Source organism: Streptomyces sp. NPDC023723, assembly GCF_040639815.1.
Classification (GTDB): Bacteria; Actinomycetota; Actinomycetes; order Streptomycetales; family Streptomycetaceae; genus Streptomyces.
The window spans coordinates 152,039-169,458 of the sequence record NZ_JBFAAP010000009.1; the positions used below are offsets into that span (position 1 = coordinate 152,039).

Annotated in this window: 19 protein-coding genes and 3 pseudogenes; 18 read left to right on the top strand and 4 right to left on the bottom strand. The window is 72.5% G+C overall.

Translation table 11 applies throughout. The features are described 5' to 3' along the window. The first annotated feature begins 38 nt into the window (after positions 1-38). The 10 genes and pseudogenes from AB0G32_RS13445 (at position 39) to AB0G32_RS13490 (ending at position 9,573) form a co-directional block, all read left to right on the top strand. Positions 39-977 carry an aromatase/cyclase gene (locus AB0G32_RS13445; RefSeq protein WP_361162239.1) on the top strand — a complete coding sequence of 313 codons (939 nt, stop codon included), beginning with the start codon at positions 39-41 and terminating at the stop codon, positions 975-977. Continuing rightward, positions 974-2,965 carry an SDR family oxidoreductase gene (locus AB0G32_RS13450; protein WP_361162240.1) on the top strand — a complete coding sequence of 664 codons (1,992 nt, stop codon included), beginning with the start codon at positions 974-976 and terminating at the stop codon, positions 2,963-2,965. The genes AB0G32_RS13445 and AB0G32_RS13450 overlap by 4 nt, the downstream gene beginning before the upstream one ends. Before the next feature lie 39 nt (positions 2,966-3,004). Further along, positions 3,005-3,184: a hypothetical protein gene (locus AB0G32_RS13455; protein ID WP_361162242.1), complete on the top strand. Its 180-nt coding sequence runs from the start codon at positions 3,005-3,007 to the stop codon at positions 3,182-3,184. A 2-nt stretch (positions 3,185-3,186) separates the two neighbouring features. Then, positions 3,187-4,206 (top strand): LLM class flavin-dependent oxidoreductase, encoded by a 1,020-nt coding sequence (locus AB0G32_RS13460; RefSeq protein ID WP_361162244.1) that lies wholly within the window; start codon positions 3,187-3,189, stop codon positions 4,204-4,206. After that, complete coding sequence (locus AB0G32_RS13465; RefSeq protein ID WP_361162246.1) at positions 4,199-5,392, top strand: MFS transporter; 1,194 nt, start codon at positions 4,199-4,201, stop codon at positions 5,390-5,392. The genes AB0G32_RS13460 and AB0G32_RS13465 overlap by 8 nt, the downstream gene beginning before the upstream one ends. Then, positions 5,389-6,008: pseudogene (locus AB0G32_RS13470) on the top strand (NAD(P)H-dependent oxidoreductase). The gene AB0G32_RS13465 and the pseudogene AB0G32_RS13470 overlap by 4 nt, the downstream one beginning before the upstream one ends. 28 nt (positions 6,009-6,036) lie before the next feature. Then, positions 6,037-6,927: a TIGR03621 family F420-dependent LLM class oxidoreductase gene (locus AB0G32_RS13475; RefSeq protein ID WP_361162248.1), complete on the top strand. Its 891-nt coding sequence runs from the start codon at positions 6,037-6,039 to the stop codon at positions 6,925-6,927. 20 nt (positions 6,928-6,947) lie between these two features. Beyond that, a complete protein-coding gene (locus AB0G32_RS13480; protein ID WP_361162359.1) occupies positions 6,948-7,151 on the top strand; it encodes a ferredoxin in 204 nt (67 codons plus the stop codon). Continuing rightward, positions 7,148-8,374, top strand: coding sequence for an FAD-dependent oxidoreductase (locus AB0G32_RS13485; protein ID WP_361162250.1), 1,227 nt, complete (start codon positions 7,148-7,150; stop codon positions 8,372-8,374). The genes AB0G32_RS13480 and AB0G32_RS13485 overlap by 4 nt, the downstream gene beginning before the upstream one ends. Beyond that, complete coding sequence (locus AB0G32_RS13490; RefSeq protein ID WP_361162252.1) at positions 8,371-9,573, top strand: cytochrome P450; 1,203 nt, start codon at positions 8,371-8,373, stop codon at positions 9,571-9,573. Before AB0G32_RS13485 ends, AB0G32_RS13490 begins: the two co-directional genes overlap by 4 nt. A gap of 59 nt (positions 9,574-9,632) precedes the next feature. Here AB0G32_RS13490 and AB0G32_RS13495 read toward each other — a convergent pair whose 3' ends face one another. Together AB0G32_RS13495 and AB0G32_RS13500 are read right to left on the bottom strand one after the other, a co-directional pair. Further along, on the bottom strand, positions 9,633-10,001 hold the full coding sequence (locus AB0G32_RS13495) for a helix-turn-helix domain-containing protein (protein ID WP_361162254.1): 369 nt from the start codon (positions 9,999-10,001) through the stop codon (positions 9,633-9,635). A gap of 19 nt (positions 10,002-10,020) precedes the next feature. Then, positions 10,021-11,520, bottom strand: a complete 1,500-nt coding sequence (locus tag AB0G32_RS13500; protein ID WP_361162256.1) for a DHA2 family efflux MFS transporter permease subunit — start codon at positions 11,518-11,520, stop codon at positions 10,021-10,023. A 155-nt stretch (positions 11,521-11,675) separates the two neighbouring features. On the opposite strand from AB0G32_RS13500, the gene AB0G32_RS13505 reads away from it, so the two are divergent. Further along, positions 11,676-12,320, top strand: coding sequence for a TetR/AcrR family transcriptional regulator (locus AB0G32_RS13505; protein ID WP_361162258.1), 645 nt, complete (start codon positions 11,676-11,678; stop codon positions 12,318-12,320). Between the two features lie 16 nt (positions 12,321-12,336). Here the strand turns inward: AB0G32_RS13505 and AB0G32_RS13510 are convergent, their stop codons facing one another. Beyond that, complete coding sequence (locus AB0G32_RS13510; RefSeq protein WP_361162260.1) at positions 12,337-12,603, bottom strand: hypothetical protein; 267 nt, start codon at positions 12,601-12,603, stop codon at positions 12,337-12,339. Between the two features lie 300 nt (positions 12,604-12,903). On the opposite strand from AB0G32_RS13510, the gene AB0G32_RS13515 reads away from it, so the two are divergent. The 3 genes from AB0G32_RS13515 to AB0G32_RS13525 all read left to right on the top strand — a co-directional run bounded on the left by AB0G32_RS13515 (position 12,904) and on the right by AB0G32_RS13525 (position 14,212). Then, positions 12,904-13,158 carry a DUF6417 family protein gene (locus AB0G32_RS13515; RefSeq protein ID WP_361162262.1) on the top strand — a complete coding sequence of 85 codons (255 nt, stop codon included), beginning with the start codon at positions 12,904-12,906 and terminating at the stop codon, positions 13,156-13,158. A gap of 189 nt (positions 13,159-13,347) precedes the next feature. Beyond that, positions 13,348-13,848: a helix-turn-helix domain-containing protein gene (locus tag AB0G32_RS13520; RefSeq protein ID WP_361162264.1), complete on the top strand. Its 501-nt coding sequence runs from the start codon at positions 13,348-13,350 to the stop codon at positions 13,846-13,848. 13 nt (positions 13,849-13,861) lie between these two features. After that, the gene (locus tag AB0G32_RS13525) at positions 13,862-14,212 is read left to right on the top strand and encodes a hypothetical protein (protein WP_361162266.1); all 351 of its coding nucleotides are present in this window, start codon (positions 13,862-13,864) and stop codon (positions 14,210-14,212) included. Between the two features lie 419 nt (positions 14,213-14,631). Here AB0G32_RS13525 and AB0G32_RS13530 read toward each other — a convergent pair whose 3' ends face one another. Then, positions 14,632-14,964, bottom strand: a complete 333-nt coding sequence (locus AB0G32_RS13530) for a hypothetical protein (RefSeq protein WP_361162268.1) — start codon at positions 14,962-14,964, stop codon at positions 14,632-14,634. A 707-nt stretch (positions 14,965-15,671) separates the two neighbouring features. Here AB0G32_RS13530 and AB0G32_RS13535 point away from each other — a divergent pair. From AB0G32_RS13535 to AB0G32_RS13550, 4 genes and pseudogenes are all read left to right on the top strand, one after another. Beyond that, positions 15,672-16,139: a hypothetical protein gene (locus AB0G32_RS13535; RefSeq protein WP_361162270.1), complete on the top strand. Its 468-nt coding sequence runs from the start codon at positions 15,672-15,674 to the stop codon at positions 16,137-16,139. A gap of 312 nt (positions 16,140-16,451) precedes the next feature. Further along, positions 16,452-16,577: pseudogene (locus AB0G32_RS13540) on the top strand (KR domain-containing protein); the annotation flags it as partial. 72 nt (positions 16,578-16,649) lie between these two features. Next, positions 16,650-17,237 carry a beta-ketoacyl reductase gene (locus tag AB0G32_RS13545; protein ID WP_361162361.1) on the top strand — a complete coding sequence of 196 codons (588 nt, stop codon included), beginning with the start codon at positions 16,650-16,652 and terminating at the stop codon, positions 17,235-17,237. 60 nt (positions 17,238-17,297) lie between these two features. Further along, positions 17,298-17,420: pseudogene (locus AB0G32_RS13550) on the top strand (ABC transporter ATP-binding protein); the annotation flags it as partial.

Consider the following 17,420-nt stretch of genomic DNA (forward strand, 5'->3'; position numbering starts at 1 on the left):
GCTGCCCCCGCGTACCGATCTTCCAAGGAGAGTCCACGATGACCGTCCGAGAGGTCGAGCACTCCATCACCGTGCACGCCCCGGCCGCCGAGGTGTACCGGCTGCTCGCCGAGGTGGAGAACTGGCCCCGGCTCTTCCCGCCCTCGGTGTACGTCGAGTACCTGGAACGCGCAGGCCACGACGAACGCATCCGCATCTGGGCCACGGCCAACGGCGAGGCCAAGAACTGGACGTCACGCCGCGCCCTCGACCCCGAGCGGCTGCGCATCACCTTCCACCAGGAGGTCTCCGCACCCCCGGTCGCCGAGATGAGCGGCACCTGGATCGCCGAGCCGCGCGGCGAACAGGAGACCCACCTGCGGCTGCTGCACACCTACCGCGCCGTCGACGACGACCCCGAGGGCCTGGCCTGGATCGACCAGGCCGTCGACCACAACAGCCGCGAGGAACTCCCCGGCGTCAAGAACGGCCTCGAACAGGCCACCCGCACCGCCGGACTGACCCTCTCCTTCGCCGACACCGTCCAGGTGGCGGGCGCCGCGAAGGACCTCTACGACTTCGTCAACGAGGGCGACCGCTGGCGCGAACGCCTGCCCCACGTCGCATCCGTCCGGCTCACCGAGGACACCCCCGGCCTCCAGGTGCTGCGCATGGACACCAAGGCCGTCGACGGCTCCACCCACACCACGGAATCCGTCCGCGTCTGCTTCCCGCACCACCGCATCGCCTACAAGCAGACCACCCTGCCGGCCCTGATGACCCTGCACACCGGGTACTGGGAGTTCCGCACGGCCGACGACGGAACCGTGACCGCCTCCTCGCAGCACACGGTCGTGCTCGACGCGGACAACATCACCACGGTGCTGGGCCCCGACGCCGACGTAGCGCGGGCCCGCGCCTTCATCCGCGAAGCCCTCGGCGCTAACAGCCGGGCCACCCTCCAACACGCCAAGCGGTACGCGGAAGAACGGCGTTGACCGGGACCGCGGTCGTGGTGGGAGCCGGCCCCGTCGGCCTGCTCCTCGCCGGTGACCTGCGCACCCATGGCGTGCCCACCGTGGTACTGGAGCGGCTCGCCGCGCCCATGACCGAGTCCCGCGCGTCCACCCTGCACACCCGCACCATGGAACTGCTGGCGGAACGCGGCGTCCTCGACCGGCTCGGACCGCTGCCGACCGGCGGCCCCGGCCATTTCGGCGGACTCCGCCTGGACCTCACCGAGGCCGACCCCGCCCACCCGCACGCCGGCCAGTGGAAGTGCCGGCAGACCCGGCTGGAAGCCGTGCTCCAGGAACGGGCGGTCGGCCTCGGCGCCGACCTGCGACGCGGTCGGCGCCTGGTCGCCCTGCGCGAGGACGACGGCGAAGTGGTCCTGGAAACGGCCGGTCCCGGCGCCCTCCGCTCCCGGCTGACGGGCGACTACGTCATCGGATGCGACGGCGGCGACAGCACGGTGCGGCGCCTCGCGGGGTTCGGGTTCCCCGGCACCGACGCGCGCCGCGAGATGCTGCGCGCCGACGTCGCCGGACTCGACATCCCCGACCGGCGCTTCGAACGGCACCCCCGGGGCCTCGCCACCGCGCACCGCTGGCCCGACGGCAGCACCCGCGTCATGGTGCACGTCTTCGGCACCGCCCCCGCCCCGCGGACCGCGCCGCCCGACTACGGCGAGGTCGTCGCCGCCTGGTCCGAGGTGATCGGGGAGGACATCGGGCACGGCCGGCCCCTGTGGCTGAACGCCTTCGACGACACCCGCCGCCAGGCGGACGGCTACCGGCGCGGACGGGTGCTGCTCGCCGGAGACGCCGCCCACGTGCAGATGCCGGTCGGCGGGCAGGCGCTCAACCTGGGCCTCCAGGACGCCGCCGCCCTCGCCCCGCATCTCGCCGAGGCCCTGGCCGGGGACGCTCACGGCCGCGGCCACGACACCGGCGGGCTCGACGCGTACGACCGGATCCGGCGGCCCGTCGGCGCCCGCACCCTGACCGACATCCAGGCCCAGTCCTACCTCCTGCTGGGCGGCGCGGAGGTGGAACCCGTGCGCGCACTCTTCGCCGACCTCCTGACCCTGCGCTCAGTCCGCCGCCACCTCGCCACCCGGATCAGCGGCCTCGCACCGCCCCCGCCGGCACCGACCGAGCCGACGGAACCGACCCGCACGACCGACCCGACCGTCACGACCGACAGGAGAACTTCCGTGGGCAGGCTCACGAACACGACCGCGCTGGTGACCGGATCCAGCCGGGGCATCGGCCGCGCCATCGCCCGCCGCCTCGCGGAGGAGGGCGCGCTCGTCGCCGTCCACTACGCAAACGGCGAGGAGGCCGCCCGCCAGACGGTGGAGTCCATCGAGGAGGACGGCGGCAGCGCCTTCGCCGTCCGCGCCGAACTCGGCGCCCCCGGCGGCGTGCACGACCTGTTCCTCGGCGTCGAGCAGGCGCTCAAGGAACGCACCGGCGAGGCCGCACTGGACATCGTCGTCAACAACGCCGGAGTGACCACCCCGGCCGGCCTCCAGCCGGAGGACGTCACCCCCGAGGAGTTCGACCGGCTCTTCGCCGTGAACTCCAAGGCCCCCTTCTTCGTGGTGCAGCGCGCCCTGCCCCTGCTGCGGGAGAACAGCAGGATCATCAACATCTCCTCCGGCCTCACCCGGTTCGCCAGCCCCGACCAGGTCGCCTACGCCATGACCAAGGGCGCGCTGGAACAGATCTCCCTGCACTTCGCCCGCCACCTCGCGCCGCGCGGCATCACCGTCAACAGCGTGGCCCCCGGCATCACCGACAACGGCAGCCCGCTCTTCGACGTCCCCGAGGCGGTGGAGCAGATGGCCCAGCTGTCCGCCTTCAAGCGCGTCGGCCAGGCCACCGACATCGCCGACGTCGTGACCTTCCTGGCTTCGAAGGAGGCCCGCTGGATCACCGGCGCCTTCATCGACGCCAGCGGAGGCACCCTGCTCGGCTGACCCGCCGGCCCGCCTCCCACGAGAGGAGCACCACAGCCGATGACGACCACCTCGCACGACCACCGCCCGCCCACGTGCCGGCCCGACCCGCTCGACGATCGGGGCGAGCCCGGCGACCTGCGCGCCCTGGTCGCCCGCGTCTTCGCCCGGCCTGCGGACCGGCCCCGCCGCGCCCCCACCCCGTCCGCCCCCGTTTCCCCGCCGCGAACGGAGACCTGACGATGGACGTCGGACTTCTCTTCGACCTGCGCAACCCCCGGCAGTGGCACCGGCCGTGGGCCGACCACTACGCCCGCTCCCTGGAGTACTGCGAGGAGGCCGACCTGCGCGGAGCGGGCGGCATCTGGTTCACCGAGCACCACCTCTTCGAGGACGGCTACCTGCCACAGCCCCTCACCTTCGCCGCCGCGGCCGCCGCCCGCACCCGCCGTGCCCGCGTCGGCACCGCCGTCGTCCTGCCCAACCTCCACAAGCCCGCCCAACTCGCCGAGGACGCCGCCCTCGTGGATCTCATCAGCGGCGGCCGGCTGGAGATCGGCTTCGGCGCCGGTTACCGGATCCCGGAGTACCGGCTCTTCGGCGCCGACTACGACCGCCGGTTCCGCCACGTCGAGGCCAACATCCGCGAAGTACGCCGACTGTGGGAGGAAGGCGGCGTCACCCCCGGCCCCCTCCAGGCGCCCGTACCGCTGTGGGGCGGTTTCTACGGGCCGCGCGGCGCCCGGCTGGCGGGCCGGCTCGGGACCGGCCTGCTCCACATCAACCACACGATGTACGGCCACTACCGCGAGGGTCTCGTGGAGGGCGGCCACGACCCGGACACCGCCCGCGTGTCGGACCTGCTGCCCGTCATCCTCGCCGACGACCCCGAGGCCGCCTGGCCCCGCATCGCACCGCATCTCGTCCACCAGATGAACTCCTACCAGCAGGGCTCACTGGAAGGCACCGAGCTGGCCCGCCCCCCGCTGCTGCGGGCGGAGGACTTCCCGCAGCCGCCCGCCGAGGACGGCTCCTGGTCGCTGCTGGAGGTGCTCACCCCCGAGGACGCCGCCGACCGCATCCACGACCGGATCCGGGGACTGCCTGTCCACCACCTGATCTTCTGGGCGAGCGTGGCCGGCATGCCGGACGACCTCGTCGTACGCAACATCGAGCTGATCAGCGAGCGGCTGCCCGCACTGCTCGCCGAACGGGCGGCGGCCGAGGCCGCCCCGGTGACCGGCGTGTCCGGCCGTGTCTGACCGGGCGGGACCCGGCGCCTGGCGGCTGCTGTTCGTGCTGTCAGGGAACATGGTCCTCGACGCCGTCGAGGTGTCCGTGGTGCTCGTGGCGCTGCCCTCGATCGCGACCGACCTGCGGCTGTCGGTCTGGCAGGTGCAGTGGCTGATGACCGGCTTCGCGCTCGGCTTCGCGGCCCTCCTGCTCCTCGGACCCCGCTGCACCGCCCGCTGGGGCCTGCGCCGCTGCTACCTGATCGCCCTGCTCGTGTTCGCCGCGGCCTCGGTACTCGGCGGACTCGGCGACACCCTGTGGGTCCTGGTCGTCTCCCGGGTCGTCAAGGGCGCCTGCGCCGCGCTCACCGCCCCGGCCGGACTGACCCTGATCGCGGCGGCCTTCCCCGACGGGCCGCAGCTGCGCCGCGCCGTCTCGGTCTACTCCCTGTTCGGCGCCGCGGGCTTCACCACCGGCCTGCTGCTGTCCGGGCTGCTCACCCCCGTGAGCTGGCAGTGGACCTTCCTCTTCCCCGCCCCGATCGCCATCGCCCTGCTCGCCTGGGGCGCCCGCGTTGTCCCGGCGGCCGAGGACCGCCGGCCCCACCGCCTCACCCCCCGGCTGCTCCGCGACGGCGACCTCCTGCGCTCCACGCTGGGCGCCGCCACCCTCAACGGCACCTACGCCGCCCTGCTCCTGCTGGTGACCTTCCACGCCGCTGAGCGCTTCGGCTGGGGACCCTGGCGCCTGGCGCTCGCCCTGCTGCCGGCCTGCGTTCCGCTGGCCGTGTCCGTGCCTTTCGCCGGGCGGCTCACGGGCCGTTTCGGCACCGCCCGCCCCATCGCCGCGGGGGCCGCGGCCGCCCTCGCCGGACAGATGCTGCTCCTGCTGCGTCCACCGCCCGACACATATCTGGGCGGGGTGCTGCCCAGCCTGCTCCTGGTCGGCCTGGCCTTCGTCCTGTCCTTCGCCGCCCTCAACCTCCAGGCCACCCTCGGTCTCGCGCCCGACACGCGAGGCGTGGCGGTACCCGTGTACCAGACCGGGGTCCAGCTCGGCGGTGTCCTGCTGCTGCCCACGGTCGCTGCCCTGCTCACCCGACACGACGGCTACCGGACGGCCATGCTCGCGATCGCCCTCACCGGCGCCGCCGGAGCGGCCGTCGCCCTCACCGGCCTGCGAGGCCGCTCCCCGAACGGAGTGCTGCGCACATGACCGACCTCCTCGACGACCGACCGACCACCGTCACACCGCCGTTGCACCTCGCCGTTCTCATCGGCAGCGTCCGGCCGGGCCGCTTCGGCCCCACCGTCGCCCGCTGGTTCGTCGGCCAGGCCCGACAGCGCAAGGACCTGGACATCGACCTGATCGACCTCGTCGACTACCCGCTCCCCCTGGAGAAGGCCACACCGGGCGATCCGCCCGACGAGCAGGCGGCACAGCTGCGGCGCGGGCTCGCCGGACGCCTGGGCAGCGCCGACGCGTTCGTCGTCGTCACCCCCGAGTACAACAACACCGTCCCTGCCGCCCTGAAGAACGCCATCGACTGGATCTTCGACGAGTGGGCGGCCAAGCCCGTCGCCTTCGTCTCCTACGGCGGCATGAGGGCGGTCTGTGGGCCGTCTCCCACCTGCGCCACGTCTTCACCGAACTGCACGCCGTACCGCTGCGCGAGTCCCTCCTCTTCCACCAGGTGTGGAACGCCTTCGACGGCGACGCGCCCCGCGACCCCGAGGACAGCGAGGTCGCGGCCAAGGCGCTGCTGAGCCGTCTCGTGTGGTGGGCCGAGGCCCTGCGCACCGCCCGGGCGGCCCGCCCCTACCAGCGCTGAGAGCAGCCCCGACAGAAGGGTTTCACCCGTGACCAGCCCGCACCACCGGCCGCTGCGGTTCGGCCTCGTCCTGTTCAGCCCCGCCACCCGGGAGCAGTGGGTGGCCAAGACACGCCGGGCGGAGAGCCTCGGCTACGACGTCGTCTCCGTGTCCGACCACCTCGGCATGCCCGCACCGCTGGCCACGCTGGCCCTCGTGGCCGAGGCAACCGAACGCGTCCGCCTCGGCACCCTCGTCCTCAACACGATGTTCTACCGACCGACCGTTCTGGCCCGTGAGCTGGCGACACTCGACCACTACGCGGGCGGGCGGCTCGAAGTGGGGCTGGGCGCGGGCTACGACAAGGCCCAGTTCGACCGCGCGGGCCTGCCCTGGACCGGGGCCGGTGAACGCGTCGACCACCTGGAACGCACCGTCCGCGAACTGCGCAGGGCCTTCCGCTCGCCGGACATCGTCCCGCCCCCCGCCCAGCCCGGCGGGCCGCCCCTCCTGATCGCCGGCCGGGGCCCCCGCGTCCTGAGGCTGGCAGCCGAGCACGCGGACATCGTCGGCTTCACCGCGACCGCCCCGGTGGCCGACGGAGAGGGACTGCGGCTCGGCGGGCCCGACGAGATCACCCGGCGCATCGCCGACGTCCACGACCTGCTCGGCGACCGGACCTCGGAGGTGGAACTCAACGTTCCCGTCCACCGCGTCCTGCCGAACCCGGCGGCCGTCGACACCGTGACCGACGTGTGGCAGAACGACCTCGACCTCACCCCCGACGAGATCGCCGAACTGCCCTCGTTCCTCGTCGGCTCCCCCAAGGAGTGCGCACAGCGGCTGCTCCACCGCCGGGACACCTACGGACTGTCGTACTTCAGCGTGCTCGAACCCGAGATGGAGACCTTCGCCAAGGTCATCGAGGAGCTGCGGTGAGCCCCGGCGAGGGCGCCGGCCTGGCAGTCTCGGTCGACCAGGACCGGTGCGTGGCCGCCGGGCACTGCGTCGTGGCCGCCCCCGAGGTCTTCGACCAGCGCGAGGAGGACGGCGTCGTCGTCCTCCTGGACCGCCGACCGCCCCGGGCGAGCCACGACCCGGTCCGTGAGGCGGCGCTGCTGTGCCCGGCGGCCGTCATCCGGCTCGTCCAGGAGCCGGCGTGACGGCCGGCGTGGTGATCGTCGGTGCGTCGGTGGGCGGACTCACCGTCGCCGAACGGCTCCGCGGCGGCGGCTTCACCGGCCCGCTCACCCTCGTCGACGCCGACCCCGAACCGCCCTACGACCGGCCGCCGTTGTCCAAGCAGGTCCTCGACGGCCGATGGCCGCCCGACCAGGCCCGGCTGCGCGACCCCGCCTCACTCGCCGCCCTCGGCCTCGACCTGAGGCTGGGCCGCACCGCCGTCCGACTCGACACGGATGCCCGCCGGCTCGTCCTGGACGACGGCGAACGGCTCGCCTACCGCACCCTCGTCCTGGCCACCGGCCTGCACGCCCGCACCCTCCCCCGGCAACCCGCACTCGCCGGCGTGCACACCCTGCGGACCCTGCGCGACGCCCGGCGGCTGCGCGCCGACCTGGAGGGCACCCGCCGGGTCGTGGTCGTCGGCGCCGGCGTGCTCGGCTGCGAGATCGCCGCGACCGCGCGCACGCTCGGCCACTACGTGACCCTCGTCGAGCCGGAGCCCCACCCCATGCGCCGCGTGCTCGGCGACCGGCTCGGCGCCCACGTGGCCCGGCTGCACACCGGCCGGGGCGTACGGCTGCTCACCTCGACGGCGGTTGCCGGCCCCGTCGGCGCGCACGGCCGGGTCACCGGCGTGCGCACGGCACACGGCGAGGTGCTGCCCGCCGACGTGGTGGTCGTCGCGGTGGGCGGCCGCCCCGCGACCGACTGGCTGGCCGGCAGCGGGCTCACCCTGGACGACGGCGTCGTCTGCGACACCCGCAGCCGCGCCGCGGAGCACGTGTACGCGGTCGGCGACGTCGCCCGCTTCCCCGACGGCCGTGGCACCCGCCTGGAGAACCGGACGAACGCCACCGAGCAGGGCCTGTTCGTGGCCGCCGACATCCTCGGCGCCAGGAGCGCCTACCGGCCCCTTCCGTACCTGTGGTCCGACCAGTTCGGCGTCCGCATACAGGTCTACGGCGGCGTCCCCGCGCACGCCGCCGTCCGCATCGTCCAGGGAGCTGCCGCCGAGGGCCGGTTCGTCGCCCACGCCGAGGCCGACGGGCGGCTGGTGGGCATCGTCGGCTGGAACAGCGCGGCCGGCCTGCGCGGAGCGCGGGCGCTGCTCGCGCGGACCACCACCCCGCCCCCGGCCGGCCGCCCGCCGACCCGGCCTTGGCCCACGCCCGCTTCGCGACAGGAGAGGAGTCCCTCATGACCGACGCCGTGCCCATGCCGCACAACCGGCGCCCCGCCGGCTGCCCGTTCCGCCCCGACGCCGTACTCGAACGGCTGCGTGACGACCAGGACCTCCGGGAGCTGCCCCGGGTGCCCACCTCGAACCCCCAGCTCGGCGAGTTCGAGGCGGTACTCGTCACCCGGCCCGACGACGTCCGCGAGGCGCTCGCCGACCCCCGCTACGAAGCCGGCTTCGCCTTCGACCGGACCGGCCCGCGCACCGTGATGAACCAGCCCGGCATCCTCCTCAACTACGACGGCGACGACCACACCCACTACCGCCGCATGCTCTCGGGCGCCTTCACGGTCAAGCGCGTCCGCTCCCTGACCCCCGCGATACGCCGGGTCGTGGACGAACGGCTCGACGCCCTCGTCCGCTCCGGCCCCGGCACCGACCTGATCGAGGCGTTCGCCGGACCCGTACCCCTCCTCGTCATCTGCGAGCTGCTCGGCATCCCCGCCGAGGACCGCGACGGCATCCAGCGCCGCAGCGCCATCGGGACGGACGCCGCGGGCACGCTGGAGACCCAGCTGGAGAACTTCGCCGCGATGGCGGCCTACATGGGTGAGCTGGTCGCACGTCAGCGCAGCGACCCCGGGGACGACATCCTGGGCGACCTGATCCGCCGGCACGGCGACGAACTGAGCGACGACGAGCTGATCGGGATGGGCAACAGCATTCTGGTCGCCGGTCACGAGACGGTGACCAGCATGATCGGCATGAGCACCCTGGCGCTGCTGCGCGACCCCGGACAGCTGGCCGTCGTCCGCGACGACGCCGATGCCGCGCCCGCCGCTGTGGAGGAACTGCTGCGGCTGCTGTCGGTGGCACCGCCGCTGATCCGTCAGGCGGCCACCGACCTGGAACTGGGGGGCGCCCGCGTCGCGGCGGGCGAGCGCGTACTGCTCTCGACGCTCGCCGCCAACCACGGCACCGGCCTGGACCTGGACGACCCGGGACGGCTCGACGTGCGGCGCAGGCCGACGGCGCACCTGGCATTCGGCTACGGCGCCCACCAGTGCATCGGACAGCAACTCGCCCGCCTGGAACTGCAGATCGCGCTGCCCGCGCTGCTGCGCCGCCTGCCCGGACTGCGGCCGGCCGTCGACGCGGCCGACGTCGAGTACCGCACCGACGCCCTGGTCTTCGGAGTGGCCCGGCTGCCGGTGCGCTGGTAGCGGGTAGGCGGGCGACGGCGGGCGGGGCCGTGCGGGGCCCCGCCCGCCGTCCGCCGTCTTCAGTCCGGCACGGCCTCCGGCAGCCGCCCGCTGCGGCGCAGCACCGCGTGGACCGTGGACACCGCCGGTACTGTCCGCAAGCCGCGCCGCAGCATCTCGTTGTGGATGCGGCGGGCGCCCCACCGGGGGTGCGCGTCACGGATCTGGACAATGAGAGCCTCGACCTCCCGAGCCGTCCGGGCCGGGGAACTCTTCGGCCGACGGGAGCGCCGGACGAGTCCGGGCGGCCCCTCGGCGCGATAGCGCGCGCGATAGGCGTAGAACGTCTTGCGCGAGACACCGTGGCGGCGACAGACCTCGGCCACGCTCAGTCCGTCGCGTTCCGGCGCCAACAGGATGTCGAGCCACCGCTCGGTCTGGTCCCGCACCACTGCCTCATCTCCTCGGTCAGGGAGCCTGACGGGTGTTCTCCCGGGCGCCGAGGCGCACGGTGGAGGGCTCGTCGGCCTCCGGTTCCGGATCCGTCCCGGTGCCCTTGGCCGGCGGTCGCGATGCCGGGTCCGGGCGGCCCGGGATGAACACACTGGCGACGATCATGACGGCGAGCGCCACCACGACGCCCAGATAGGCGTGCCGGAATCCGGACCGGGGGTCGTCGGCTCCCGCCTCCTGCATCAGCAGGGCGACCACCGCGATACCGACCGAGGCACCGAGCTGGTTGAGCATGTACAGCACGGAGCTGCCCTGTGGCACGAGCCGGGGCGGCAGCGTCCGGTACACGGAGCCGATGACCGGCGCTCCGGCCGCCCCGGTCCCGATGCCCAGGGTGAAGGCGGCCAGCAGTGGCCAGATCTCGCCGGTCCCGGCGTCGAAGCCGCTGAACGCCAGCGAACTGGCCAGGGCGATCGCGGCCCCGGCCAGGGCGAGGTTGCGCGAGCCCCACCGGTCGGAGAGGCGTCCGGCGAGCGGCATCACCAGAGCCGAGCCCACGCCGAACGGCGCCAGCCGCAGCCCGGACTCGAAGACGCCGTAGCCGCGCACCTGTTGGTAGTAGAGGGGGATCACGAAGATGCTCGCGAACGTGGCGAGCCCGAGCACGGCCGCGGCGACGACGCTCGCGGTGAAACTGCGCCGGCCGAACAGCCGCAGGTCGATCAGCGGCGGGGTCTGCCGGGCGCGCAGCGCGTGCACCGCGTAGCCGGCCAGCAGGGCGACGGCCGCCACCAGTGGCAGCAGCACCTGCCAGGTGGTGAACGAGCCGCGCTGGGCGACCTCCGAGAGGGCCAGCACACCCGCCGCCGCGCCGGGACCGATCAGCGCCACGCCCACGACGTCGAGGCGGCCCACGTCCGCCCGGGAGCCCGGGGAGTCGGCGGGCAGATGACGCAGGGCCAGGGCGAAGGCCACGATCACGATGGGCACGTTGACGAAGAACATCCAGCGCCAGTCGAGCCCCTCGAGGATGACGCCACCGACGATGGGCCCGAGGACCGGCCCGGTCGAGCTGACGATGCCCATCACGCCCATCACGCGGCCCACCAGCGAGGGCCCCGCGGCGCGGGCGAGGAGGGTCAGCATGAGCGGATCGAGGATGCCCGCCCCGACGCCCTGGAGGACCCGGAAGGCGATCAGGCTGCCGATGTCCCAGGCCAGACCGGAGGCGATCGACCCGACCATGAACAGGACGAGCCCGAAGAGCCACAGCCGGCGGCCTCCCACCCGCTCGACGGCCCAGGCGGTGACGGGGATGGTGACGGTGAGGGCCAGCAGGTAGCCGGTGGACACCCAGCCGGTGGTGCTCAGGGAGGCGTCAAAGCGCGTCGACAGGGTGTCCACGGCCACGGCGGTCATGGACCCGTCGAGGATCCCCATGATCCCGCCGATGAGGACGACGCCGATCATGCGCCGTAAGGCCGGGTCGAGCCTGTCGTGTGGAGGGGTGCTCATCTTTTCGTCTCCCGACGGGTAAGTATGACTGAACTCGTGGGTTCAATAATGAACCCACGAGTTCAATCTACCAACCTCACCCGACCGGAAACCTCCCGGTTCGAAAGACCTGATTCACGGGTTCGGTTCCGGCCGCCGCCGGATACCCTGAGGGCATGGTTTCAGCACCGGCGACAGCACCCAGGCGCCCCCGGGGGCGCATCGACAAGCGGCAGGCGATCCTGGAGGCCGCCTTCGACGTCTTCGCGGAACGCGGCTACGCCCAGGCCCTGGTCCAGGAGATCGCCGAACGCGCCGGTGTCGCCAAACCGACCGTCTACAGTCACTTCACCGACAAGGAGACCCTCTTCCGCGCCGCCCTCACGGCCGTGGCGCAGTCGGTGATGGAGACCAACCTCGTCGAGCTGGACCGGCTGCGCAGCCCGAAGAAGGACCTGCGCAAGACGCTGAACGACGTCGCCCACCATCTGGTGCGGTCCTGTTGCGACCACCGCTCCCGCTCACTGCGCTGGCTTACCTACGCCCAGGTGGCCCGCTTCCCGGACCTGATCGAGGTCGTCCAGGACTACACCTCGCTGCGGATCGCGGAGGCGATGGCGGACCGCCTGGGCCGGCTCTCCCTCGCCGGACACCTGCGCCCCTGCGACCCCGCGACCGCCGCCGAGCAACTCCTGGCCCTCATCACCGGTCCCCTGGAGACACGCTCCCGACTGGGCACACGCCGACTGACCGCGACCGAGATGCGCACCCTGGCCGAGGCGGCCGTGGACACCTTCCTCCGCGCCTACGCCGCGGACTGAAGCCGGCCCCCACCGGTCACCGGCCGGCCAGGAACTCCTCGGTCAGCCGGTCCAACCGGCGCGCGGCCGATCCATCGAACCCTGGAGTGCGCACATCCGGTTCACGCCCCTCGACGAAGGCGCTCAGCGCCTGCTTCGGAGGGTCGTCCACCGCCGCGTCGATCGGCCCGAGCACCTCGGAGATCGGCTTCGCGGTCCGCTGCTGCTCCTCGATGCAGCGCAGCGTCGGTTCGTCGTAGCGGCCGCTGAGGCTGGTACGCGTGGCCCCCGGGTGGATGAGCACGTAACGCAAACCCTGCACCGCGACCGAGCCCCGGATGCCGCCGCCTGGGTCATCCCGAACGGAACTCCCCGAGTTCGCGTCCTGCGAGCAGCCGCTCCCCAGCAGACCGGGCGGACGAGGGGGCCCTGCGCCGGGCCCGCAACGTCCGCCGCGCGCTGCAGAGTCCGGGGCCGTTCTACATGGGGGGTGCTTCCTCCCTGCGGACCGCCGGCGGGGCGGTGGCACGCGGGTCAGCAGGTCCTTGGCGTAGTGGTTCCAGAGCATCGAGGTGGCGAGCGCGAGGGCGGCACCGGATAGCGGGTGGCGCCCGCGGCCGGCCTCGCGGAGAAGGTCCGCTCCGCCGGCTTCGACCGCACCGCCAACCGCTGGCAGCTGCCCCTGACGGACGCGCAGCTCGCCTCCGCCGCCTGCGCGTTCCATCTGCGGGCCATGACCGGCTCCGTCGCCGAGGCCGGCCAACCAGTTCGCCCGCGACCACGACGTCTGCTGAGACACCGACCCCGTAACCGGCCGCTCGGCAGTCACACACCTGCGCCTCCCCGCTCCGAACACTGAGCGCCTGACCTGTCGTCCCTCACGTCGGGTACGACGCCGCCTGCCTGGTCGAAGAGTCCTTGCTGACGCCGCCTGCCCGGCATGGAACCGGTCGAACAAGAATGAGGCAGACCATGTCTCGAAGGGGACGGGGGATTGAGGAACGATCGTTCTTGACTGGTCGTTCCTTAACCGTCTACTCTCGTGGCCATGGGCAGGCCAAGAGCTTTCGACGAGGACGAAGTGGTGCGTGCCGCCGTGGAGCTGTTCGGCGGACGCGCCTATGACGGCGTGTCCGTCGACGACCTGGTCAGTCACCTCGGCGTGCACCGCAACAGCCTGTACAAGACGTTCGGCAGCAAGCGTGGCCTCTACCTGATGGCTCTGCGCAGCCACCTCGCCGACGATGTCCGCCCTCTGCTCGACGCCCTCGGCGGCGCCTCGGACACCGCGGCCGCGCTGCGACTCGTCACCACGGCCGACCTCCGCCTGCTCCTGCTCGCGACGGTCGAACGCGCACCGGTCGACGAGGAGGTCGCCTCCGAGGTGACGGCCGCGTTGGCCGCCGTCGACCAGGCGGTCGCCGACGCGCTCGGTGTTCCCGCTGACCTGGCCGCCGCCCTCACCGCCGCCGCGCTGGGCATCCTCCTGCGTGGCAGTCCCGACAATGTTGCCGCCGCGCTGACCCGACATCTCGACCCACTTCCCTGAAACGGAAACCGAAATGGCACTGATACGTATCGACGGCGACGACCTCGTCGTCGTGATCGAGGGTCTCGACAGGCTCTGGTCTTTCAAAGGCAGCCTGACCATCCCGCTGGCCAACGTCCGTGGCGTGACCGCCGACCCCGGTATCGCCACCGACCCCAAGGGAATCCGAGCGCCGGGCTCCCACCTGCCCGGCGTGATCACCGCCGGCACATTCCATCAGGATGGCGAGAAGGTCTTCTGGGATGTCAGAGATCCGTCGAAGGCGGTCGTGGTCGAACTGGCCGATGAGCGGTACGCACGTTTGGTGCTCCAGGTCGACGACCCCCGCGCGGCTGTCGCCCTGGTCGAAAGGGCCCTCGCGTAAGGAGAGGTGAGCCAATGTTCCGCCACGTGGCAGCAGCCGCGGCGACACTGGCCACCGTCACAGTCACCGTCACCGCTGCCCCGGCCGCGGCAGCACCCGGGGCTCGTGCCTGCCGTCGACCGGGAGGTCGTCTTCACGGCCGACGGAACGACCGCGTACGGCACCTTGCACGTTCCCGAACATCGTGCCCGGCAACGGCTGCGGGCGGCACTGCTGCTGCCGGGCAGCGGACCCACCGACCGCGTCCACACCGGACACCCTGGCGCAGTTGGCCGACGCGCTCGGCGGGAGAGGGAATCGCCACGCCGCGGTTCGACAAGTACGGCACCGGCCGCACCGGATTCGGCGCCTACCGGGACCACCCGGAAGAACTCGACCACTCGGCATTCGTCCGCCAGGCACGAGCCGCCTACGAGACGTTACGCGGCCAACTGGAGACCGATCCGCACGAACTGCTGCTCGTCGGACACAGCGAGGGCGCGATGACGGCCCTGGTGCTCGGCGGCACCGTCCGCCCACGCCCGGCCGGCCTGGTGCTGCTGCAACCCCGGGCGATCCGCATGCTGGACCTGGTCGCGCTCCAACTCAAAGCCCAGATCGCCGAAGCAACCCGACAGGGCCAGTTCACCCCGGAGGAACAACGCACCGCCAACGCGGCCATCGATGCCGCTGTCACCTCCCTGCGCGAACACCGACCGGTCGACACCACCGACCTGCCCACCGCGATCGCCCAGTTCTTCGAGGCGTTCCAAAGCCCCAACGCTCGGTTCGTGGCGAGCGACGAAGCCGTCCCCCCCCGGACACCGCCGCCGCACTCCGGTCGGCGCCGGTGCCAGACACAGGCTTGTCTTTGTCGACCGGCTCCTGGCCACGTTGATCACCTCCGCCACGGTGCCGCCCACGATGTGCTGGTCTGCTGGTTCCCGCCGGGGTGGTCGACCACCCCGGCGGGAACCAGCAGACCGCAGTCATCGACGGCACCGAGATTCGCGTCCGCCGCCCGTCCGCCGGACGCAAGGACCGGACAGGTTCATCGCGGGCAGGAACAAGTAGAACGCTGTCAGGTCCATGGTCTTGTCAGTTCCGGGTGGTAACTGCGCCGGACTGGTAAGCGGGCCTGTTGCAGGAGCTGTATCACCAAGGGCTGGCCGCCGACTGCGTTTCGGGCACTCATGAGCCGCCAGGGCGGGCGCGGGAGTGAGAAGTGGTCTCGTTTCAGGCGGCGCCGGTAGTGGTGTCCGTGGGAGACTGCGAACGCTCGTACCTGACGACAGAAGTCACTGCTGCTCTCAGCAAGCCGCTGACGCGCCCCGGGCAGGCTGCCCCGCAAGAACGGTGGCCGGGCCGGGGCACCGGGCTCATCGCCTGGCCACCCGCACCTCGCGCCAGGCGCCGAGCCGCACCCCCAGACCTGCGGGCCCGGGCTATCGGGGCCGCTCTCCTCCCCAGAGGAGTCCTCGTGCGCGATCATCCTGTCCGCCGCGGCTGGCCCTGTTCCAGTGCCCGTCGCGCTCTTGTGCTGCCGGGTGTGTTGCTGCTTATTCTGGTCGGCTGGCTGGTTGTTGCCGCGCCGGCCCGTGCCGACGAGTACGTGCGGGTCACCGATGTGACCGACCCCGTACCGGCTGACACCAGCTATAGCTACACCATTACGCACGCCGGCTTGTACAGCATCAACGACGCTTATGTCGGGCTGACCGGTGCCACTGCGACTATCACCGGCGTCACCAGCTCTCGGGCTGGCATGCGCTGCACCGTGACCAGTCGTACTAGCGTGCACTGCAACGGCGGGCTCGGCGTCGACGACGGCACGATTACGGTGACGGTGCTGCCCAGCGCCGCCGGAGTCGTCACCGCCAGCGCGGTCGTCATCGACTGCTGCTTCATCGGCGACGACACCGAAGACACCACGATCCTGCGCAACTGAAACGGCGGGACGACGTGCCTGACGCCGTGTCACATCCGGTACGGCTCGGTGAGGCCGATCACCGGGACACCAGATTGTGCGGGAGGTTCGTCTGGCGAGCAGTGCGTGCAGGAGTTCCCGGCGACGGTCGCCCGGCTGTGCGTGAGTTCCAAACTGGCTGCCGACCCCCCCGATGGCCGGTGACCAAAAGGTCGTGTGCCATAACGCTGGGCCAGGACGATGAAGGCTTGGCGGGTGGTGCCGCCCCGTGCTCACGGTCTGGCGTGGTGGACTTGATCGGTCGCCCAGTCGCTCAGTGGCCACTTCGTCCTCTTCTCCTCCGGCAATGCCCTGCTGGCCTCGCCGCACGTGGCGGCGGGCGCCGCCGCCAACGCGGCTCTCGACGCGCTCGCCCGGGGCCGGCGCAGCCGAGGCCGCGCGGCCCTCGCGGTGAACTGGGGGTTCTGGACCGGCCGAGGCATGGCCGCCGAGGCGGGCACGGAACTCGGCCGGAGCCTCATCCCCCGGGGCATGAGTGGCTTCACCCCGGCCGAGGGACTCGCCGTCCTGGACCACCTGCTGGCCACCGGCGCGGACGACATCGTGGTCATGCCGGTGGACTGGGCCAGGTGGCGGGCCGCGTACTCGGCGGCGGCCGCCCCGTTCCTCTGGGACGTCGTCACCGGCAACAACACCGAGACCCCTCCGACCTCCGCCCCGGTCCCGGTCCCCGCCCCGGTCCCCGCCCCGGTCCCCGTCCCGGCCCCGCCCCGGTCCCGGTCCCCGCCCCGGCTCCCGCCTTTCTTTCCCTACCCGCACCATCACCGACCCCCGCACCGACCCCCGCACCGACCCCCGCACCGCCTCCCGCACCGACCCCCGGCCGACCCGGCGGCACTGTTACGGTCCGGTGTCGCGGCCATCCTCCGGGTCGACGCCGAGCACCTCGACCCGGACCTGGACCTGACCAGTCAGGGACTCGACTCCCTGATGGCGGCCCAGCTGCGACAGGAGGTGCAGCGCTCGCACGGCGTGCTGCTGCCGGTCGGCAAGATCCTCAGCCGGACGACGCTGCGCGAACTGACGGACCATCTGCTCACCGCGGCACGGCCCCAGTGACCGCCCGGGAGTGACGGTGCTGGAACCCTTGACCGCACGGTACGGTGCGTCGTCCGCGTCCGCGTCGCGGTGATGCGCCAGGGCCGGATCGTCGAGACCGGCGACGCCGACCAGGTCTACGACCACCCGCGCCACCCGTACACCAGACAGCTGCCGGCCGCCGTACCCGCCCTCGACCCGGCG